This window comes from Gillisella vitis, from assembly GCF_021559775.1.
Lineage (GTDB): Bacteria > Pseudomonadota > Alphaproteobacteria > Rhizobiales > Rhizobiaceae > Allorhizobium > Allorhizobium ampelinum.
Genome location: NZ_CP056049.1, coordinates 319247 through 340470, shown reverse-complemented (window position 1 = coordinate 340470; position 21224 = coordinate 319247). Strand labels below are relative to the sequence as shown.

Here is a 21224-nt window from a genome sequence, read left to right as displayed (position 1 = left end):
CATGGAGACCATCTTGACATCAGCAGGGTCGTCGCTCGATCCAGACTGGATCCGTGCGGAGTTTAAACGTCGGCGTGGTCACTGGCATGATGACTGGGAGGCGATGCTTTCCTACTCACCAGCCTATGTTGCGGCCTATCTCGATTTCTCCGTCTATTCCGACGAGCAAGGATCGATATCGCCAAAACTGCGCGAATTGATCTATGTGGCAACGAATTGTTCGCCCACGCATATGTTCGAAAAGGGGTTTAAAAACCACGCCCGGCAGGCACTGGATTTGGGGGCTAGCCCGTCAGAGCTTCTTTGCGTGGTCGCAACGGTCAGCGCGATGGGCATTCATTCTTATCTGCTCGCCGCTGAAGCAATTGCCGAGTTCGCGCCCGGCGAGATTGTTGTCGATGAGCCGTCTGCGACGATGGTGCGCAAGGAGCATCTTGCCGTTTTCGGGGCCGTCTTGGAAGAGGTTCAGGCCGGAATAAAGCTTGATCCGAAATTCTATCAATGCTGGCTCAATTTCGCAGCCGCCCCGATGCGGGGGCCGGATGCGACATTGTCGCTGAAGGAGGCGCATCTGATCGCGCTTGCGGTTCATGCGCAGGTCACCCAACTCAATCCGGTCGGCGTGCGTCAACATGTGCGGGCAGCGCTGGAGCATGGAGCAAGCGCACGGGAAGTGCTCGATGTCTGTAAACAGATATCGAGCATGGGCATTCACGCCATGGTTTTTGGCCTGCCAATCATCAATAGCTTAACACGGGGAGGTGTTTGAGATGCGGGGTGTTGAGCGGCGTTATCACGCCGGAGATACAGAATGTATCGGATATTACGCGGCCGGAGACAGCGCCGCCAAAACCGGCGTTCTGTTGCTGCATGAAGCGCCGGGGCTTGGACCCCATATGCGCAGACGCGGAGACATGCTGGCGAGCCTTGGCTATCACGCCTTTGCCGCGGACCTGTACGGGGCAGGGCAATTGGTGAAAGAGCCTGCGCAGGCGCGTGCCTTGGTGGGGGCACTGAAAGCGCAGCCCGATCTGTTGCTGGCCCGTGTCGAAGCCGGGTTGCAAGCCCTCGCTGACGCCGCCCGGCTGGATGTCGGGGCCATCGCGGTCGCTGGCTATTGTTTCGGTGGCTGGTGCGGGCTGGAACTTGCAAGGTCGGGTGTTCCGGTCAAAAGCGCAACCGTCTTTCATGGCGCATTGACGAGCGAGCGGGGTGCGGCAGGCATCAAGACCTCGCTGATGGTTTGTGTCGGTGATGCCGACCCTTTTTCGCCGATGAGCCAAATACAAGGCTTCCAGCAGGACATGAGCACCGCAGGTGTCAACTACCAGCTGTGCCTCTTCGGGGGTGTTGGTCATGGGTTCACCGATCCCGATATTCATGAGGCTGGCCCCGGCTTTGGCTATGACGCCAAGGCTGACGCCTGCTCATGGGGCGCTTTCATTTCCCTTTTGGGTGAAACACCGGCTGCTTAGAGTTTGTCAAGGAAAAGTGGGCTCCGATCTCTCTGAAAAGACAAACGAAAACAATAGGCTGTAGCTGCAACATAGGATGCAACGGATGAAATTCGACGGCAAATTGGTACTCATAACGGGTGCCGCGACCGGTATCGGTCGCGCAACTGCACGAAGCCTTGGCCAGTTGGGTGCCCGGGTGGTTATCGTGGATATCAACGAGGACGGCGCGAAAGAAGCGGCCAAGTCGGTGCCCGGTGGCAAGGCGGTGGCCTTCCGCTGTAATCTCGCCAACGATCAGGAGGTCGCTGACTTGCAGCGACAGGTCGAAAGCAGCTGCGGTGTGGTCGATATCCTCATCAACAATGCCGCCAAGCCTCCGGTGACCGGCTCTATCTTGAATGTTGGTCTCGATCAGTTTCAAGCCGCATTCGATGTCAATGTGCTGGGCTATCTTCGCACCATCAAGGCTTTTTTGCCGGGAATGCTGGAGCGCAACGCGGGCCACATCGTCAACACCTCGTCTGCATTGGCGCTGCTTCCTGATCCACCGATCCGCTTCATGGGCCCCTATATCACCTCAAAGGGTGCCCAGCTTTCCCTGAGCTATGCCTATGCGCATGCCCTAAGCGGAACCGGTGTCGGTATCTCGGTTTTCTGCCCCGGTATTACGGCAACCGCCGAGATGCCGGGCGGTGTCCCGCCGAGCCCACCGCCGGGAATGCCTGCACCAGAAGAATTTTCCATCGGTGTTCCGACGCGACGCACTGTGCGTGTGCCGGCAGAACATGCTGCAAAGGTCTTGATTGAAGGCCTTGAGCGGGATGCCTTCCTGATCTGCTCGCAGTCCAATTATCAGCCAGACCTCATCGCATTCGCATCGGCCGGTTATGATCCAGCTTCGATTGTTGGAGAGGCACTGGGCGAGGCAAAACGAAGCTTGGGGGCATAAGGCTATGGGACGCATAAAATATTTGCGAATGGAGGATCTCCAGCCCGAGCATCGCAACATCCCGCGCATGACGTCGAATATTACGCGGGCCGTTGCGCATAGTCCTGTCCTAGCGAACCTTGTTGCGGCAAGGGGAATGTATTTCCGCCATCAAAGTGGATTGAACCCACGCCTGCGCGAACTGGCGATCTTGCAAGTCGGTTACAGCACCCGCTCTGCCTATGAATGGGCGCATCACGTTGATGTGGCGCTGTCCTTTGGGGTGAGCCGAGATGATATCCGGGCGATCAGCGTGGAGAGCGAAGGTGGCGAGACCCACCTGGAGCCGCTGGCGCGGGTGGTACTGGCCGCAACAAGAGAGCTCACAGATCACATCACGCTCTCCGGGGAGCGTTTCGATCAACTCGCGCAAGCCCTCAGCAGCGAGCACCTTGTGGATCTGCTGGTCACCATCGGCGAATATATCGGTCTCGTTCGCGTCATGGCGGCCATCGAGATTGATCTGGAGCCAGAATATGCGCCGTTCCTGCAGGAGTTTCCACTCCCCGGGACCGGAAGACTTTGATTGCCGGTCAACGGTGAATGCTCAATCCCAGAACCGGTACAAACAGGAGTGCTTAAGACATGAAACTACTGAGTTTTGAAATCCAGAACCGTAAAAGCTTCGGCGCTGTCATTGATGACGGCGTTATCGATCTTGGGCGCAAGTTTGAAGGGCGCTATGCAGATCTTCTGGCGGTCCTTGAAGCAGATGCACTTCCTGAACTTGAAGCGGCATGTGTTGGCGCAAAGCCGGACTATGCGTTAACGGATATTACATTTCTTCCCGTCATCCCCAACCCGCCAAAAATCATCTGCATCGGCGTGAATTATGAAGCGCACCGCTCTGAAATTGGCAGAGACCCCAGCAAGAAGCCGATGGTTTTTGCGCGTTTCCCAGCCAGCCAGATTGGCCACATGCAGCCTTTGGTGGCTCCGCCCGAGTCCCATACATTTGACTATGAAGGGGAGATCGCAATCATCATCGGCAAACCCGGCCGCCGGATCTCGCAAGCCGATTCCTGGAGCCATATTGCCGGCTATGCGCCTTATAATGACGGCAGTATTCGCGAATGGCAGGGGCACACAGGGCAATGGACGCCGGGCAAGAACTGGTATCAAACGGGTGGTTTTGGCCCCTGGATGTCAACGCGCGGCGAAATTCCTGACAACGCGCCGCTGCATCTCAAGACCCGCGTCAACGGACAAGAAGTCCAAAGTGCGGACGCCAGCCAGATGATTTTCTCTATTCCGGAAATTATCGAGTATTGCTCGATCTTTACCCCGTTGGAAGCGGGCGATGTGATCGTTACGGGAACGCCCGGTGGCGTCGGCGTTCGCCGCAACCCGCAACTGTTCCTTAAGGATGGAGACATTGTTGAAGTTGAGATCTCCGAAATTGGCATCTTGCGCAATTCGATCAAGGCAGAGCAGCTATAAAAATCCTATGAGGACAATGATCGGATACGGCTTTATGGCCGTGTTCGATGCCTCCTGAGCAAGGCTTATCTGTTTTCTATTATAGCGTTGTGCACCGTTGAGCGTGCCAACGCTATAATGCTTTATAGTCGTTGCATATTTTCCATTTGATCCGATCCATATGTAAAGCCAGATCCAATGAAAACGAGGCCATTTAGCATCCAGATCGGTGACGCTGAACGGCCTCAAGAAGGCTGCCGATGGAAATTTTACCTTTGTGCCGCCATCCCAATCATGTCTGTCCGCTGCCCCCAAGTGGGAAGTAATTCTGAGATACGGTCAAGGTCTTGCGGGCTATTGGCGATCCCCAAAATGTAACGGTCGGGCCGAATGATGATGGCCATCGCCCCAATCTCAGCCAAATAGTCGCTGCCCTCATCGGCAAGGCAGACCAAACCGATGTCATGCCATCGCCTGCGCGTGTCTTGCGACACCTTATCCAACACATCCTGCGCACCAAGAACCACGAAAGCATTGCCGACCACGTCGTCTAGCGGGCGACCGGACGTCAGGATCGGTTGCCGCGAAATCATTCCCGCCGGGAGCGGTTCTGATCCATGCAATCCCTCACCAAGTTGCGCGTTGATTGAGGTGATAAACCGCCCACCCTTGGCCAGATTCTCATCTCTCTCGCGCGCCAGTTCAGGGTCAACTGTCTGAATGATACTGCCGATCTGAATGGCATTCTCGATATATTTGCGAACGTGTGGCGCTCGCTCCTGTTCATACGTATCGAGGAGAGCCTCCGATGCGGTGCCTTTGATCACGCTGGCGAGCTTCCAGGCGAGGTTGGAACTGTCCCTGATGCCAGCACAAAGCCCCTGACCAAGGAAAGGCGGTGTCTGGTGCGCGGCATCTCCGGCAAGAAGCACGCGATCCACCCGCCATGGCTTGGCCATGACAGCGTGGAAGAAATAGGTCACCGCACGCTCGATCTCGCCATCATCGGGCGTCAGCCAGGGCGAAAGGAGCCCCCAAATACCCTCGGGCGTCAGAAGCTGTTCAAGATCATCCCTGGGCATCACCATAAACTCCCACCGGCGTCGGTTCTTGACGCAACGCATGAAGGTCGTGGGGCGCACCGGGTTGCAAAATTGAACCGTACCATCGGTCAGGCCTTCAACGTCTCGGTTCATCAGCAGATCGACCACGATCCAACGTTCATGGCTTCCGAGATCCTCAAGCTGGCTCGAGATCATGCCACGAACAGGCGATCGTCCGCCGTCACATCCAACAAGGTAACGGCCTTTGATTGATGCGGTTTCACCAGTCTTGCGCGTGCGGTATTGTGCGACAACGCCGTATTCGCCCTGTTCCAGTGAAACGACTTCACAGCCGGATAATACCTTTGCTTGCGGGAAGCGATTGAGGCCCTCCCGCAACACCGTTTCCAGTGCGGGTTGGTGAAAGCGATAACTTCCATGCCAGTTCTGCGGCCCCACTTCGGCGGGACGCGGCCAGTGCAGGATGACTTCGTGCTGTGCGTTGATAAAGGTCATGCCGGGATTGACATGTGTGTCGGGCTTGATCTTGTCTGCAAGTCCGATTGTTTGAAACACTCGCATCACCTCCCCATCAAAATGGGTCGCGCGCGGCAGCGTAAACATCGTTTCATCGGCCTCAACGATGCATACCGTCAGGTCCATGCTGCACAGCAGGTTCGCCAAGGTGGCACCTGTTGGACCCAACCCTACAATGACGACATCAACTGACCCTACCATAATCTCTCCTCTCCAGTTCTGCGGCCGATATGATTCCGGCGTTTTGCATGTCTTCCCTGTCATGGTCTGCCACCGTTTTGGGTGTCAGTGAATTGTCTATCTCCGTCATGATCGCCGCCAGTTCCGGCCCAGCCGTTGGATTGTTCAAGTCCAGACAGCATTGCTCGATGTGCATCGCCAGGCTTTCACGGATGACACCGCGTGCGAGACGGCGAAATTTTCCTCGTGCCAAATCAAGATCGAAGGGTTTGGCGGGGTCGCCGAGGGCGTCCGATATGGCAATTGAAGCAATAATCCTCTCATTGATGAAAAGATCGATGCTCGCGGGGTAATTCTGAGGGCATTGGTGCGCCAGTTCAGGATCGGCAACAACCTCCACCTTTTTTGCAAACTCCACCACCGCTGGGTCAGCCACGGCATCGGTTCGCTCGATATCGAGCAATTTATCCGGCCAAAATGCCGCCAGAGCGAGATTGTAGCTGCAACTGGTAATGCGAGAAAGGCGGCTCAAACTGACATCATGGTGGCCGATCATGCCAGCATGCACGGGTGGGGCTTTCACAACGACCTTGCTCACAGTGTCAAGCGGAACCCCCTGTTTCAGAAGCCTTTGAAAGCCGTCGATGGCGGCTATGGCGTGCTTGGCTGCGCAATAAGGTTTGATACTGGTGCCCAGGACGGCCGCCTGACCTTCAAAGACATTCAGGAGAATATCTTTCTCCAATGTTACGCCGTGGCTTCGGGCGGGCCACTCTCCATCCATGAAGCTTCTATCGCCATTGAAGCCTTTCGAGGCACTGAGGGCGGCGATGCAGCCCGTTTTTGCGGCAAGGCCCGCGAACAGCCAACGCGCAGAGGTTCCCGCGCCACCAACCACCCCGCCACTCACGCTGCCTCCCGGCCTTCCACTCGATGTGGAAAGCGCAATGGCCAGGGCATGCGCTGTCCGTTCCCAATCCAAGCCCAAAAGCTTTGCGGTGACTGCGGCCGTCGTGACCGGTGCGAGCATATAGGTCGGCCAGATGCCCTTGTGTAAGATATCAGGACCGGACACCGCCTCGCCAAGGCGGGTCATGATCTCATATCCCGCGTGGAGTGCATCGATAAACAGAATGGCGTCCGCACGATCCGCCATCAAAGACAAAGCCGTCATAACCACAATCGCGCCCGGCGTTGTGCATGAGGGCATATGCACATCGTCCACCTCGCTCAGCCTTGCGGTGGCGACCCTCAGTGCAATCGTGTCCAGTGTTGAGCGCGTCAGTGGTGCCAATGACTGGGATTTCTCATCTCTGAGCCGTGAAAGACGATGGCCTTCTCGTGTCGCACGCCCCGCAATCCATGCACCGATAGTGTCGAGGACGTGGATAGACAGGCCCTGCGAAACAAGGGGATCTTGCCGAAAGGGTGCTCCTGAAGCGATCCGTTTGGAAACGTCGTCAATCAACGTGGTCATCGATGGGTTCCCTTTGCGTGTTCTTGAAGAGCTTGGCTTGGCTGCCATCTGCTTACGGATGCTGCTGCGTCCAGCATTAAGGCCAGATTGATTGTATGACCGCGGAAAAACATGGACTCCCCCCAGAGTGAGATCGCGACGTGTCAGCGACGCTAAAAGGTTTGGCATGCCTCTTTGAAAATGTCAATTAATCTAATATTATGAGATTTATCTGATTTTTCCAGAGACTTTCATTCCTAAGGAGAAAATGACACATGCATATGAGGCCACACCTGAATGAGATCGACATAATTCTGATGTGCGAGGCAGCCCGCATATGTGCCGAAGCAAACAGTTGGAGTGTCACGATTGCCATTGTTGACGAAGGCGGCGCTCTTCTTCGTCTTGAACGAATGGATGGCACCGGCTCTGCCACCAGCGAAATCGCCATTGGAAAAGCGAAAATGGCGGCAATTTCCCGGCGAAAATCAAAGGATATGGAAGAAAGAATCGCGGAAAGACCCGTTTTTCTCAAACTTTCATACGGATTGCCGATTCAGGGCGGGCTGCCGATCATGGTTGAAAAATGGTGCTTGGGCGGAATCGGTGTGTCTGGGGTTCAGTCCCATCAGGATGAACGCATTGCGCAGGCTGCCTTGGACGCGCTTTTATCGAACGCCGAGACCATCTCTGCGATTTTGCCGGCGAAGGCGCTATAACGATATTGACGTTAATCTCAATTTGTGAGATTGATATGGTATTCGATATTGGGAATATCGTTCTGTTATCAAAAATGAGTTTCAGGGAGGTAGGAATGCAACAGGTTTCCATCAGCCATGTCGGGCTTTTCGTTCACGATCTCGCGCTCATGCGTGAATATTACATCAATGTGCTCGGGTTTATCGTCACAGATGAAGTGCCGGGCAGAATGTGCTTCTTGAGCCGCAACATCGAGGAACATCACCAGGTTGCGCTATTTGCTGGCCGGACAGCTGACACCCCGCAGGTGCAGCAGCTTTCGTTCAAGTTGGACACGCTTGAAGAAGTGCGTGAAGTCCATCGTCGTCTTGTTGATGCTGGAACCAAGGAGATGCGTTGCGTGAGCCACGGCATTGCCTGGTCGATCTATTTCCCTGATCCTGAGGGCAACCGGCTGGAATATTTCACCGACACGGAATGGTATGTCAAACAGCCTTGCGCCGATCCGGTCGATTTCACCCTTCCGGCCGATGAGATTTATCGCATATCCGAGGCAACCAATCGTGCGCATGAAGACTTTCAGCCCTTGCACGAGTGGCGCGATCGTTTCAATGAAAAGCTGAAGCAGAAGATCTTGGAAACCCAGTAACGCTTCGGCGCAAAGTGCCGGATCGGCAATCGGGCGCTCCTGATTTCTCGTATCAGACGCGCATCAACGAGGGGCTGGATTCTGTCAGGCTCAGATTGAGCCGGACAGAGTTTAGGTTGTCTTGTTTTCGTTTGTCTTTTCAGAAAACTGGGTGCCATTTTCCTCGATAAACTCTAGCTTAGAGATCATCTTCATGAAGCTTGCATTTTTCGACTCCTACAAACTTGGCGTCGTCCGCGATGACGTCATCATAGACGTTTCGTCCGCAGTCGAGACAATTGCGCATGTGGGGCCACACGACCTCATGCAAGGACTAATCGCGCGGTTTGATGAGTTTCGCAGCGCGCTGGAAGCCGCGGCAGACGCTGGTGAGCCGATCAGCTTGGCATCGGTTGCGCTGCGAGCGCCTCTGCCGAAGCCCGGCAATATCGTCTGCATGGCCGTCAACTATATGGAGGACGGAACACTTGCGGAGCCGCCCGCCATCAATGCGTTCCACAAGGCACCGACGGCTGTTATCGGACCGGGCGGCACCATGGTCCTGCCTGACATTCCCGCAAGGACCTTTGAAGGGGAAGCTGAAATGGCTTTGGTGATTGGCAAGCGTGCGCATCAGGTTTCTGCTGAGAACTGGCGCGACTATGTTTTCGGTTACGTGAATTTCATCGATGGTTCAGCGCGTGGCACCCTCCCTGAAAAGAACAATTATTTTCAGATGAAATCGCGTGACACGTTTGCCCCGATTGGTCCCTGGATCGTCACCGCCGATGAAATCCCGGACCCGCAATCCTTGCAGGTTCGCCTTTGGGTCAATGGCGAGCTCAAGCAGGATTTCAACACCGATGACATGGCGCACAAGATCCCGCGTTGCATTGAATGGCTAAGCCATATCCAGGCTTTGGAGCCGGGCGATGTCGTGGCCACGGGGACCAATCACCGGGGTCTCAATGCATTTCAGGATGGAGATAGCGTTGAGTTGGAAGTCGAAGGCCTTGGTCGGCTGGCGATCAATGTGCGCGATGACCTGAAGAGAACCTGGCCACGCGAAACACGTGTTGAGCTTATGGCCAAAGGCGTGAAGGGCCCAGCCGTTCAACTGACAGGCAAACACGCGCCCGTCAGCCCATGATGTGATCAGGGGAGGGAGGTGGGGCACCTTGCACACCTTCTCTTCGGTGATTAGCGTGCATTTTTTTGGTCGAGTCTCTCTGCGTGGGATAGGTGCGTCGCAACGGTGCGATGACCCTCACGGATCGGCGCAAACAACTCTACACGCGAGCCTGCATGTCAAGCCTAACGAAAATGCTCCTGATCCTTGATCTGTTTTCGGTTGATAAGCCGATTTGGTCAGCTGACGAGATCATCCAATATTGTGGGCATTCTCGTCCCACCGGCTATCGCTATGTCAAGGAACTTTGCGACGTTGGCTTGTTGCGCCGCGCAGAGGGTGGCTATTCTCTTGGTCCGCGCGTGATTGAACTCGATTACTATATCCGCCAGTGCGACCCCCTGCTGATCGCATGTCGGCCGGTTATGGTGCGGGTCGCGCAGGAATCGGGCTGCGATGTGCTGCTGGCCAGCATGTATGGTACGAAGATAATGGCGGTTCATCAGGAGTTGGCGCACGAAACAGGTCAAATCGCTTTCGGTCGGGGACGGCCAATGCCGCTGTTTCGCGGCGGTGGATCGAAAGTCTTGCTGGCGTCGATGACAGCTTCGCAACTCAAGAAGCTCTATGATCGTTATGGAGCGGAAATAGCGGAGGCGGGGCTTGGAACCACATGGGCAGAATTTCGCAAGCAGATGCTAAAATATCGAAATGACGGCCATGTTGTCTCAATCGGGGAGCTTGACCCGAATGCCGCAGGCGTCGCGGTTCCGATCCCTGTCGGTGACGCACTCGACCCGGCGGCCCTGGTGATTTTAACAACGCGCTCGCGCTTTGATCTTATGGAAAAAGCACTGCTGGTCGATATGGCGATGAATGCGGCCCGGCAGATCGAAACATCGATGCGCGGCAACCGTGAAGTTCAGGCGAAAGCCCTCCTGCTCTCGTGACACTCAGGAAATACGCGCATGCGTTTGACCGATCTACAATTGGAAGACATGTCACCGGCACAGCAAAGTGTGGCTGAAGAAGCAAAATCTGGCCGACGCGGTCGCATTCCAGCACCGCTCAGGGCGTGGATCCACAGCCCTGAATTGGGCGCAAGGGCGCAACGCCTCGGCGAATTCGTTCGCTATAACACAGAGCTTGGTGCTGATCTGTCCGAACTTGCGATTCTTGTGGTTGCGCGCGACTGGGGCGCTATTTTCGAGTGGGATGCGCATAAGCGGGAGGCATTGAAAGCTGGCATTGAGCCGAATGTCATCGAGGCAATCCGAACACGCATCACTCCCGCCTTTCCAAGCGACAAAGCCCGCATCGTCTATTGTTATACCAAGACATTATTGGAGACCCGCTTCATCCCAAGCCCGCTTCATGACGAGGCTGTGACTGTTCTGGGGCAAGCGGGCCTAGCAGAACTCGTGGGTGTGGTTGGCTACTACACGTTTGTTGCTATGACCCTCAATGCCTTTGAGATCGGGGTAGAAGAGGGCTCTGGGGATTTGGGGGTGAACTGATCCTTGCACTGCTTGTCGGTGAGGTCAGTTTTTGTTTTTCGTTCTACCGCGCAACAACCGGCGAACCGGGAAAAACTCAATGCCGGTGCGCTCTGAGAATAGCCCCCATATGCCCCTGGGTGCAAACAGCATTGTTACGATTGCAAGCGCCCCCAGCAATAAAAGATACCATGAGCCAAAATCCGACAGAAGATTTTGCAGGAAAAACAAAATGATCACGCCAACGATAGGTCCTTCGATGGTGCCGATTCCACCCACAATGACGATGAACAGTACATAGGCTGTCCAATCTGTGAGTGAAAAGGCGGCATCGGGTGAAATTCGGGCTTTCTGAAGATAGATCAGTGCGCCAGTCATGCCGGTCAGGGCTGCTGTGAGAAGATAAATCGTCAATTTCAGACGAAGGGCATTCACGCCGAGTGCCGTTGCCGCTGTTTCATTGTCGCGCACAGCAGCAAGGCCCAGTCCTTGCTTGCTGCGCAACAGCCGATAGACGAAAACGATGGTGAAACCCGTCAACAACAATGCGAGCCAATAGGCCAGTGAATCCAGTGCAACAGCCGGTTTCATGCCGAACACTGTGCTGATGGTGGATAGGCCAAACATATCGCGGGTGGCCTCCCTTGGCAGCGACGCCCCCGTGCCGCCGCCCAGCGTTTTCCATTGGGCAAACACAAGCCGCCCCACTTCTGCAATCACCCAGGTGCCGATGGCGAAATAGGAGCCGTGGAGACGGAAGGTGAAGAGGGCGGTGGGCAATGCGACGATCATGGCGAAAACGCCTGCCAGCGGAATGGCAATCAGCGGATTGACGCCAAGCAGAATGACCATTGCAAACAGCGCATAGGCTCCACAGCCGACAAACAGTTGTTGGCCGACCGAAATCAATCCGGCATATCCGGCAAGCAGGTTCCAGTTCTGCGCCAATGTCAGCATCGTCAGGATGTAAAACAGATTTTGCACTGTGCCACGCGACACGAAAAAAGGAGCGAAGGCCAGCGCTGCAAAGACCAGTATGAGTCCTATCGTAAAGGCCGAAGACAGCCGTGTTCGCGTTTGAATGCGCCAGCCGGTTGAGCCATTCTCTTGGGTTGGGGCGATGTTGGTGGATGTCATCTGCTGATCCTCAATCATTGGCGCGGGGAAACAAGCCGCGTGGCCTGACCAGAAGCACGATCAAGAAGGCGATATGGCCTGCCAAAATCTGCCATTCGGGATTGATGGCTGCACCGAGCGTTTGGGCGATGCCCAAAACAACACCGCCCGCCAATGTGCCCCACAGTGATCCGAGTCCGCCAATGATGACCGCCTCGAAGGCATAGATCAGCCGTGATGGCCCTGCGGTTGGGTCGAAATTGGCGCGGGTGCTGAGATAGAGAGCCGCGATGGTGACCACAACCATGGCAAGCCCTGTTGCCATGGCAAAGATACGATGCGGACGCACCCCCATCATGCCAGCTGTCACCGGATCATCGGATGTGGCCCGAAATGCCCGACCAAGCGATGTGCGGTAGATCAACTGGTTGAGCGCGATAATGACGATGATCGCCGATCCGAACGTCAAAAGCGGCATGATACCGATGTTCAATCCCGCCAAAGGCAGCGATGCGGTTTCCAGCACACCTGTCGAAAGACGGCGGCTATCGGCGGTGAAGCCTTCCAGAAGGCCGTTTTGGAGCACGATGGACAGGCCGAACGTGACCAGAAGCGGCGGCAGGATATCCTTGCCAAGTGTGCGGTTCAAAAGATAGGTCTGCAACAGCCAGCCAAGCCCAAACATCAGCGGGGTGGCAATCAGGGCTGCGAGAAACGGGTTGATCCCGAAGGTATTGGCGAGCATCAGGATCAGGAAAGAGGCGAGGACAATCAGGTCGCCATGCGCAAGATTGACCAGTCGCATAATGCCGAAGACCAGACTGAGACCTGCGGCAAACAGCGCGTAGAGGCCGCCCAGCAGCACGCCTTGCACAATGGTATCAAGCCAGTTCATGGGATTCAGCTCCGAAATACGCGGCATGAATGTCGTTGCGGTCGAGATCGGAAGGACGGCCCGTCAGGGTGATGCGCCCCTCCATCATGCAATAGACGCGATCCGCCTGTTTCAGCGCCTGGCCAATATCTTGTTCGACAATAATGATCGCAGCACCTGCGGCGCGGATGCGTGGGAATGCGGCATAAATGTCCTTGATCACCACCGGGGCTAGGCCGAGGCTCAGCTCATCGCACAACAGGACCTCTGGATTGGACATCAGCGCCCTGCCAATCGCAACCATTTGCTGCTGGCCACCGGAAAGCGCTGTCGCAGGTTGGTGGCGGCGTTCCTGCAAAACGGGAAAAAGCTCATAAATGTTGGCAAGCGACCATGGGCCATTGACCGTGCGGCCATATTGGCCGATCAGCAAATTTTCCTCGACGGTGAGCGAGGGAAAAAGCTTGCGCCCTTCCGGCACCAGCGCAATGCCACGCGCCATCACATCGGGTGCCGCCAACGCACCGATGGACACGCCTTGGTGCAGAATGGTGTCTGGCTCAGACGCCAGCACCCCGACAATGGCACGCATCAAGGTGGACTTTCCAGCGCCATTGGCCCCAATCACCGCAATCGTTTCTCCGGCATCCAGCCTGAGATCGACGCCGAACAGAGCCTGAAAGTCGCCGTAGAATGCCGTAAGGCCGCGTGTTTCGAGCAGACTGGTCATTATACCTCCAGACCCAGATAGATTTCTCGAACCTCGCGCGAGGCCATGATCGCCTGCGGTTCGCCAATGCCCAGCACCCGACCGAAGTTCAGCACCAGGATGCGCTCCACCACTGCCGTTAGCGCATGTAGCACATGCTCGATCCAGATGACCGCAACGCCACGCTGGTGAACGCTCCTGATGGTGGCGACGAGTTGGTGACATTCACCTTCCGTCAATCCACCCGCGATCTCATCCAGAAGCAGCAGTTTTGGCTTTGTGGCCAGCGCGCGGGCCAGTTCCAGCCGCTTGCGCTCCAGAAGGCCCAGCGAGCCTGCAAGCGCATTGGCTTTGGCAATCAAGCCGGTTTCAACAAGAATGTCGGCACAGAAATCGGTCATCTCTGCCTCACTGGACTGCCCGCCAAAGGCCCCGGCAACCAAGAGATTTTCAAAGACGGTAAGCCGCTCAAAGGGCTGGGGGATCTGGAAAGTCCGCCCCATTCCGGCAAAGCAACGCTGCATGGGCGGCATGGTCGTCACGTCGCGGCCATCAAACCGGATTGTTCCAGACGCGACCGAAAGGTTGCCGCTGATCAGATTGAACAACGTGGATTTCCCTGCGCCATTCGGTCCAATCACGCCCAGCGCCTCGCCCTCCTGCACAGCAAAATCAATGTTGTCAGCAACCACAATGGCACCAAACGATTTCGACACGCCACACAGTTCAAGGATTGGCATTCAAAGGCTCCTGTTGAAAACGAACCCGCTCCGCAGTGTGGGAGCGGGTCGCTTGCGCTCACGCGAGAGGTTCGAGCTTACCGCCGAGCGGCACAGACGGAATGAGGCCGTTTTCGACCACCACAAGGTCATAGCCGCCATCAGTCTTGAGCCGCCATTGCCCCCCGACCAGCGGGGTCTTGGCCACATTCTTGCTGGCAAACGGCGGCAGCTTGTCGCTTCCCCAGGCAATGGGGCCGACCAGTGTGTCGAGCTTGGTTTCACCAATCGCTTTGGCTACAGAGTTGGCGTCGCTCACATCCTCGGCCCGCTTCATCACATCGACGGCGAGTTCGAAAAGCGCATGGGCGAAGCCGATCGGCTGCGTCCAGGGACGCCCTGTTGCCTTGGTAAAGGCCGCCGCGACCTGGGCCGACGTTTGGCCGGTGAGCGAGGATTTAAACGGATGCGTTGGTGTCCACCAGACTTCCGTGGAGAGGTTGTGACCGGCATTGCCGAGCGCTTCCACGGCTTGCGGAAACAGCAGCGCTTTGCCGATGGAGGCGATCTTCGGCTTCAATCCCTGCTGTTTGGCCTGATTCCAGAATGTGGTGAGATCCGGCGGGATCATCACTCCGGTCAGAATATCGGTGTTCTTCTGCTTGAAGGCGTTGATCTGGGCAGAAAAATCATCCGTCAGATTCTGGTAGCGCCCGGTGTCCGTCAGTGAATAGCCAAGCTTTTCAAGAACCGGCGGGAAGCCGACAACCTTGTCGCCCCAGGCATTGCCGTCGCCATCATTGGGAAACAGGCCGCCGACCTTTTTGTCGGTCGCAAGCTGGCTCCACATGCCGGTGTAGACCGCGATGATATCTTCCAGCCCCCAAAAGAAGTGGTAGGCATAATTAAACGGCTTCCAGCTTGCAGGATCGGAGGGATTGCCTTGCTGACCGATGAACCAGGATTGCCACGGTGCGACAGTGGAAATACACGCAACACCTTCCCCCTCGCAAGTGGTTGAGACCGGATTGGTCGTTTCAGGCGTCGAGGAGACCAGCATCAAATTGACTTCGTCATCAACGATCAATTCCTTGGCAACTTGAGCGGCCCGGTTGGGGTTTGACTGGCTGTCCTTGACGATGACCTGATAGTTGAGGCCCATGGCTTTGGTTGCTGTCATAAACGCATCGATGACAAACTTGTCGGCTTCGCCAAATCCCGCGAGCGGGCCAGTCTGGGGGCTGACATAGCCAAGTTTGATGGCCACATCCTTGGCAATCGCTGGCGCGGCCAAGCCCGAGGTTGCAAGCACAGCGCCACTGACGGCGGTTGTCTTGATAAAATCACGTCTGGTGAATATCGGTCGTCCCATTGCCATGCGCCTCCCCGCGCGTTGAGCTCTGTCTGAATGCGGTAGCCGTCGGCATCAAAGCCCGCATCCGCCGACCGTTAATGCTACACACCCGTCTTTCATCTCTGGAATCTGGTCAAAAGTGCATTGATCACTGTTGAGCGATCCTGCGCATCACGCACACGCACCTTTCGAAATGGGTCTCCTCCCCCAATTCCCGTCTTCCCAGGTCAAAAGCTAACAGCCAGAAACCACATAATTGATCTGAATCGTCGTGGTAAATATGTCATCAGGTTATGAACTGGCATTCGAATGGCACCGATCATCTCGGTGCCATTGCTGGCTTAGAGCGCCAAAATCTGCCGCAGCACACGGCGCAAGTCGTCCGTTGGTGCAGCACTTGCTGCCGTGCTGCGCCAGCACACATGGTGGTCGGGGCGAACAAGAACGCAGCCGGTGTCGCGGATCTCGCTCAACCGCGCCCAGTCGCCGGTGGGATCGACATAGGTTTGGCGCGGGCCGATCATATGCGCGTTGATCTCCATGCCCAATTCGCTGCCCACCGCTGCGGCAGCGTCAACCCAGGCTTTTCCACCCAGGCCCGTCAGCAGCGTGAATTTGCCATGGCCGCAGAGATCGAGAGTTGATACTTCGGCACCCCCGACATGTTTGTAGAGCCAGGCATGTGGTAGGCGTGCACCCGGCCAAGTGGTTGGCTGGTGATGCAGGTCGGCATCCAGCAGGAAATCGGGTTCAATCTGCCCGTCAGTGACGATGGCATCGGACCGATAACGCTGGTTCATTTCGATGCCATGGGCGTCAAACTCATATTTCTTGAAGGCGATTGCCTTGCGGATGGCCTCGCGTTGCTGTTCGGCAGCCTCGGTTCCATCCGTGCGGGCTTCAAGATTTTTCTGCATCTGCTCTGGATCGACGCCTTCACTCATGCCAAGTGCTGCGAAAATCGGTCCGGTTTCGCCAATCGACTGGTTGGCGCGGCTCACGATCTGCTTGGCGATTGGTGCGCGTTCGACGTTGAAGCTTTCCAGCAGGCCCTCTCCAGCCTGACCCTTCAGAACCATGGCCAGCTTCCAGGCAAGGTTGAAGGAATCCTGGATCGAGGTGTTTGAGCCGAGGCCATTGGATGGCGGATGCCTGTGGATGGCGTCGCCAACACAGAACACGCGGCCATTGGAGGTGCGGGTGGCGTAATAATTGTTCACGGTCCAGGTGTTGGCCGCCAACAGTTCAATTTCCAAATCAGGATCGCCGATCAGCTGCCGTGCCACGCCGGTGGCCAGTTCCTCTGTCACTTCCGGCTCAGGCCCGTTGATGTCATAGCCCCAGACAATCAGCCATTCATTCCAAGGGCGCACCATGCGCACCAGCCCCATGCCAATGCCGCCGACATCGGCACCCGGCTGCATCACCCAGTAGAGAACCGAAGGGCGATGCGCGACATATTTGGTAAGATCGGCCTTGAACAGGATGTTCATCGAGCCGCCGACACCCATTTTGCCTTCAAATGGCAGGCCAGCATGCTCAGCCACCAGCGATTTTGCGCCATCGGCACCGATCAGATATTTCGACTGAATGGTCAGTTCATGCCCTGAAAGCCGATCTTTGCAGGTGGTCAACACGCCTTCGGCATTTTGTTCGTGGCGCAGATATTCGGTGGACATGCGCGCTTGAGTTCCGCGCGAACAAGCCGCCTTGAACAGCAAAGGCTCCATAAAAGTTTGCGGCAAGTCATTCATCTTCGTCGGAGACGACATCAGATGTTCAGCCTTGCTCAGGGGATGATTGCCCCATGCTTTCAGGCGACCAATTTCTTCACCCGCCAGGCTTTCGCAGAAAATGTTTTCGCCCATCAGCTCCTGATGCGTCGCAAACAAGTAGGCCTCGTCCTCCACATCACGACCAAGATCGCGCAGCACTTCCATGGCACGCTGGTTGGTAATGTGAGCGCGTGGTGAATTGGCCAACCAGCGATAGCGGTTGACGACCATATTGTTGATCCCGTAGGTCGACAGCAGGGCTGCCGCTGCCGAGCCTGCCGGTCCAGTGCCGATAATCAGCACATCCGTTGTAATGTCTGCCATTTGTCAATTTCCTCCCTCTTCAACTCTGTCAGGCGACCGGCGGCTCTCCGGTCCATGCCGCTTGCAAAAGCCGCCTTATTGCCACCCGCTCCACAGGGCGCGGATTCCAGTATGGATTTTGCGCCGCAAGATCGGCTGCCCGATCAAGGTCGCTCTCCTTCAATCCAAGGTCTTTCAGCGCCATCGGTGCGTGCGATGTGCGGGCAAAGCCATAAAGTGCTGCTCCTGCCTCTTGCCCCCCGAACAGCTCAGCCAATGGGCGCAATTCACCCTGCGCGGCAACGCTGTTGTAGGCGATTGCATGCGGCAAGATCACAGCGTGCGTTTCAGCATGGGGCAAATCAAAACTACCACCCAGCGTGTGGCAGAGCTTGTGGTGCAGTGCCATGCCGACCTGACCCAGCACCGTTCCGCACAACCATGCGCCATAGAGCGTTTCACCACGCGCCTTGAGATCGGACGGATCTTTCAGAACACGGGGCAGGGCATCGCGAAAGGCCCGCAGCCCTTCAAGCGCCATCAGCGTGGTCAAGGGGGTACGGTTTTGCGCATAAAGGCCTTCGGCAGCATGGGCCATCGCATTCAACGCGCTGGTCACGGTCATGCCAACGGGCAGGCTGCGCACCAGTTCTGCATCATAGAGAATAACTTCGGGCTGAACCTTGGCGCTGGTCAATGTGGTTTTAACGCCATTTTCCGTCTGTCCGAGAATGGCGGTTGCTTCACTGCCCGCATAGGTCGTTGGAACAACGATTTGTGGCAGATCAGTGCGCAAAGCAATGGCCTTGCCAAGGCCGGTTGTGGAGCCGCCGCCAATGGCGACCAGACAATCGGCGCCAATGTCGCGGGCATAAGCCGTTGCTTCCTCTGATATATCCACGGGTGTGTGCATCCGGGCACGGGTGAAAATGCCTGCGGCGTGGTCGCCACACAAGGCCGCGAACTCTTCCGCGACATTCGCCTGTTCCGGCGTTGTCAGGATCAGAGCGCGATGGCATTCCAACCGTGTGATCTCTGCGACCAGATCGTGACGCACACCAACGCCGAAACGCACACGCAATGCCGGCCAGGTCGACGCAAACTCTTCGCGGAAATATGACATGGGGCTCCTCCTGCCGACTGTCTGGCTCCTATGAAGGCGACAATAGATCAGTGAAAGGCGGATATTGATCGCAAGGTGGCGATATAATATAATCTTTTGTTATGAAGATAGACAGTGAGCATCTCGAAATCCTGGCGGTTATCGTCGAAAAGGGCGGCCTGACGGAGGGCGCTGAAGCGCTTGGGAAATCGCAGCCATCGGTGTCGCGCACCATGGCGCTTTTGGAGGAGCGGATCGGCACGCCGCTGTTTGAGGCCGGGCGTCGGCCTCTGCGCCCAACGGAGCTTGGCAATCAACTGGCGCGGCTCGGAGCCAAAATCAGAACTCAAAACCTTGAGGCCAGCCGTCTGGTGCAGCGCTATCGTCAGGGGCAGGCGGGCCGATTGCGTCTGGGCGGAACGCCAATTTTCTTCGATGGCGTGGTTGCTGGCATGGTGGCGGAATTTCAAAACCGCCATTCCGATGTGCAAATCACCCAGACCTATGGCTATTTCGAGGATCTTTCTGCCGGCCTACGCAGCGGTGCGCTTGATCTCGCTATCCTTCCGATGCATGCCAATATGATCCCGGCTGACATGCAGTTCACACCCTTATTGGCTGGCCGCAATGTTATTGTTGGCAGTGCCACACACCCATTGGCGCGGCGCGGTGCGATCACCCTGGCGGACATCGAACCCTATTCCTGGATTGCGCCACCGCCCGACAGCCCGCTGTTTCGCGATTTGCAACGATCTTTGAAATCAATCGGGCTCGATGATTTCAAAGTGAGTTTTTCAGGCGGAACGCTGGCCTCTATTTTCAGCGTCGTGCTGGGGTCGGATTCTCTGACGGTCCTGCCATATTCGGTTGTCTTTACCCACCAGCGGGTTATCCCTCTCCAGGCGCTGCCGCTGCGTATTGAGCATCCTGATCGCCAATTGGGATTGCTGACAGCCACGGAGCGGATGCCGCCGCCAGCACTGGAACGGTTTGTCGCGTTTGTGACCGAAAAGTTCAAACATCTCAGCACTCGCATGGAGCATGAGCAGCAAGTAACCCGCCGCCGCGGCTAAGCGCGTGAGCTGCTATTTTAATGCGACATAGGTCACAGGGTCTAGGTGAGCGATGCGCACCGCACTACGCTTGCCTGTAACCGTATTCAGTAGATCACGCAGCTTTTCTGCCGCTGCCCGCACGACCGCTTCGGTGCGCTCGGCATGCGGCAGGATCAGCAGTTCGATATTGAGTTGAGGCTGGTCTGGCAATCCAACAATCGGGATGACGGCCAGTTGGCAGGCCGATGGCGCGACCTGAAAAGCCTCGCACAGCAGATCCCGGATCCGCGGCAGCGCCTCGTGAAGACTGGCGCGGGATGCCTCGAAAATGGTTTCGTCGACATATATCTTCAGGTTTGGCACCGCCGGCTCACTTTCATTCTGGTGTTAGCACGAAGTCAAAAGGTGATCGCCACAGGGTTGCAGCATCCTGAAGTCGCTCATAGGGAGCAACGAGCGTTTCCTTCACCCCGAACACCGCATCGGAGGAAAGATATTCATCGCCGCCGACAAAGGTATGGGTGACCAGCTTGCGAAAGCCGGGTGCGCTGATCATGTAATGCATATGCGCGGGCCGCCAGGGATGACGGCCAAGGTGTTCAAGCAGCGCGCCAACCGGCCCGTCATCAGGGATCGGGTAACTCACCGGCCGGATGCCCACAAAGCGATAGCTGCCATCAGCTCCTGTGATGAACCGGCCACGATTGTTCCATTTCGGCTGGATATCGGGCTGCTGGACGTCATAGAAGCCATCGGCGTTGTCCGACCAGACATCAACACATGCACCCTCAATCGGTTGGTGATCAAGGTCGAGAATGCGGCCTTCGAACAGGCAGCTCTCACCCTTGCCATCCAGACTGATCACAGTGCCATGGTCGCGAATAGGGGCGTTTTCAACGTGGAATGGGCCAAGCACCGTGCTTTCCGTGGCACCTTTGGGACGGCGATTGGTGATGGCATCCACCAGCATGGAGCAGCCCAGCACATCGGATAGCAAAATAAACTCCTGCCGCTCTTGCGTACAGATCTGGCCGGTCTTGGTCAGGAAGCCAATGGCGATCTCCCACTCCTCAGAGGTCAACCGGGTATCCTTGACGAAGGCATGCAGATGCTTGACCAGCGCCGACATGATTTCAGCCAACCTCGGGTTCGTATCGTTACCCATGCGGGCGTTGACGATAGCGA

The 21224-nt window shown here is 56.4% G+C and carries 22 protein-coding genes; 11 read left to right on the top strand and 11 right to left on the bottom strand.

All coding sequences use genetic code 11. The annotated features are described in order from the left end of the window. The first annotated feature begins 13 nt into the window (after positions 1–13). The 5 genes from AVCG78_RS23600 to AVCG78_RS23580 all read left to right on the top strand — a co-directional run bounded on the left by AVCG78_RS23600 (position 14) and on the right by AVCG78_RS23580 (position 3885). Positions 14–769, top strand: coding sequence for a carboxymuconolactone decarboxylase family protein (locus AVCG78_RS23600; protein WP_234796136.1), 756 nt, complete (start codon positions 14–16; stop codon positions 767–769). A 1-nt stretch (position 770) separates the two neighbouring features. Beyond that, complete coding sequence (locus AVCG78_RS23595; RefSeq protein WP_071203448.1) at positions 771–1475, top strand: dienelactone hydrolase family protein; 705 nt, start codon at positions 771–773, stop codon at positions 1473–1475. A gap of 85 nt (positions 1476–1560) precedes the next feature. After that, the gene (locus AVCG78_RS23590) at positions 1561–2406 is read left to right on the top strand and encodes an SDR family NAD(P)-dependent oxidoreductase (RefSeq protein WP_015918514.1); all 846 of its coding nucleotides are present in this window, start codon (positions 1561–1563) and stop codon (positions 2404–2406) included. Positions 2407–2542: 136 nt separating this feature from the next. Then, positions 2543–2971 carry a carboxymuconolactone decarboxylase family protein gene (locus AVCG78_RS23585; RefSeq protein WP_234796137.1) on the top strand — a complete coding sequence of 143 codons (429 nt, stop codon included), beginning with the start codon at positions 2543–2545 and terminating at the stop codon, positions 2969–2971. Positions 2972–3030: 59 nt separating this feature from the next. Next, complete coding sequence (locus AVCG78_RS23580; RefSeq protein ID WP_071203450.1) at positions 3031–3885, top strand: fumarylacetoacetate hydrolase family protein; 855 nt, start codon at positions 3031–3033, stop codon at positions 3883–3885. Positions 3886–4133: 248 nt separating this feature from the next. Here AVCG78_RS23580 and mhpA read toward each other — a convergent pair whose 3' ends face one another. Together mhpA and AVCG78_RS23570 are read right to left on the bottom strand one after the other, a co-directional pair. Next, a complete protein-coding gene (gene mhpA / locus AVCG78_RS23575; RefSeq protein WP_234796138.1) occupies positions 4134–5708 on the bottom strand; it encodes a bifunctional 3-(3-hydroxy-phenyl)propionate/3-hydroxycinnamic acid hydroxylase MhpA in 1575 nt (524 codons plus the stop codon). Beyond that, positions 5629–7269: an MmgE/PrpD family protein gene (locus AVCG78_RS23570; protein ID WP_234796139.1), complete on the bottom strand. Its 1641-nt coding sequence runs from the start codon at positions 7267–7269 to the stop codon at positions 5629–5631. Before AVCG78_RS23570 ends, mhpA begins: the two co-directional genes overlap by 80 nt. 86 nt (positions 7270–7355) lie before the next feature. Between AVCG78_RS23570 and AVCG78_RS23565 the strand changes: the two genes are divergently transcribed. The 5 genes from AVCG78_RS23565 (at position 7356) to AVCG78_RS23545 (ending at position 11053) form a co-directional block, all read left to right on the top strand. Then, complete coding sequence (locus AVCG78_RS23565) at positions 7356–7799, top strand: GlcG/HbpS family heme-binding protein (protein WP_071203453.1); 444 nt, start codon at positions 7356–7358, stop codon at positions 7797–7799. Positions 7800–7894: 95 nt separating this feature from the next. After that, a complete protein-coding gene (locus AVCG78_RS23560) occupies positions 7895–8428 on the top strand; it encodes a VOC family protein (protein WP_015918520.1) in 534 nt (177 codons plus the stop codon). A 193-nt stretch (positions 8429–8621) separates the two neighbouring features. After that, positions 8622–9557 carry a fumarylacetoacetate hydrolase family protein gene (locus tag AVCG78_RS23555; protein WP_071203454.1) on the top strand — a complete coding sequence of 312 codons (936 nt, stop codon included), beginning with the start codon at positions 8622–8624 and terminating at the stop codon, positions 9555–9557. A gap of 155 nt (positions 9558–9712) precedes the next feature. After that, positions 9713–10486: an IclR family transcriptional regulator gene (locus tag AVCG78_RS23550; protein WP_071203455.1), complete on the top strand. Its 774-nt coding sequence runs from the start codon at positions 9713–9715 to the stop codon at positions 10484–10486. 18 nt (positions 10487–10504) lie between these two features. Next, positions 10505–11053 (top strand): carboxymuconolactone decarboxylase family protein, encoded by a 549-nt coding sequence (locus AVCG78_RS23545; RefSeq protein WP_071203456.1) that lies wholly within the window; start codon positions 10505–10507, stop codon positions 11051–11053. A 24-nt stretch (positions 11054–11077) separates the two neighbouring features. Here the strand turns inward: AVCG78_RS23545 and AVCG78_RS23540 are convergent, their stop codons facing one another. The 7 genes from AVCG78_RS23540 to AVCG78_RS23510 all read right to left on the bottom strand — a co-directional run bounded on the left by AVCG78_RS23540 (position 11078) and on the right by AVCG78_RS23510 (position 19005). After that, entirely contained in the window at positions 11078–12169 is a 1092-nt protein-coding gene (locus AVCG78_RS23540; protein ID WP_071203571.1) for a branched-chain amino acid ABC transporter permease, read from the bottom strand. A gap of 10 nt (positions 12170–12179) precedes the next feature. Continuing rightward, entirely contained in the window at positions 12180–13043 is an 864-nt protein-coding gene (locus tag AVCG78_RS23535; RefSeq protein ID WP_071584814.1) for a branched-chain amino acid ABC transporter permease, read from the bottom strand. Continuing rightward, the gene (locus tag AVCG78_RS23530) at positions 13030–13752 is read right to left on the bottom strand and encodes an ABC transporter ATP-binding protein (protein WP_071203458.1); all 723 of its coding nucleotides are present in this window, start codon (positions 13750–13752) and stop codon (positions 13030–13032) included. The genes AVCG78_RS23535 and AVCG78_RS23530 overlap by 14 nt, the downstream gene beginning before the upstream one ends. After that, positions 13752–14471, bottom strand: a complete 720-nt coding sequence (locus AVCG78_RS23525; RefSeq protein ID WP_071203459.1) for an ABC transporter ATP-binding protein — start codon at positions 14469–14471, stop codon at positions 13752–13754. The genes AVCG78_RS23530 and AVCG78_RS23525 overlap by 1 nt, the downstream gene beginning before the upstream one ends. Before the next feature lie 58 nt (positions 14472–14529). After that, positions 14530–15810 (bottom strand): ABC transporter substrate-binding protein, encoded by a 1281-nt coding sequence (locus AVCG78_RS23520; protein WP_071203573.1) that lies wholly within the window; start codon positions 15808–15810, stop codon positions 14530–14532. Positions 15811–16145: 335 nt separating this feature from the next. Continuing rightward, a complete protein-coding gene (locus AVCG78_RS23515; protein WP_071203460.1) occupies positions 16146–17903 on the bottom strand; it encodes an FAD-dependent monooxygenase in 1758 nt (585 codons plus the stop codon). Between the two features lie 28 nt (positions 17904–17931). Next, the gene (locus tag AVCG78_RS23510) at positions 17932–19005 is read right to left on the bottom strand and encodes a maleylacetate reductase (RefSeq protein ID WP_071203461.1); all 1074 of its coding nucleotides are present in this window, start codon (positions 19003–19005) and stop codon (positions 17932–17934) included. A gap of 101 nt (positions 19006–19106) precedes the next feature. On the opposite strand from AVCG78_RS23510, the gene AVCG78_RS23505 reads away from it, so the two are divergent. Next, positions 19107–20057: a LysR family transcriptional regulator gene (locus tag AVCG78_RS23505; protein WP_015918531.1), complete on the top strand. Its 951-nt coding sequence runs from the start codon at positions 19107–19109 to the stop codon at positions 20055–20057. Positions 20058–20069: 12 nt separating this feature from the next. On the opposite strand, the gene AVCG78_RS23500 is transcribed toward AVCG78_RS23505, so the two are convergent. Further along, positions 20070–20402, bottom strand: a complete 333-nt coding sequence (locus tag AVCG78_RS23500) for a hypothetical protein (protein ID WP_081355360.1) — start codon at positions 20400–20402, stop codon at positions 20070–20072. A gap of 13 nt (positions 20403–20415) precedes the next feature. Beyond that, entirely contained in the window at positions 20416–21204 is a 789-nt protein-coding gene (locus AVCG78_RS23495; protein WP_049777552.1) for a dioxygenase family protein, read from the bottom strand. Between the last annotated feature and the right edge of the window lie 20 nt (positions 21205–21224).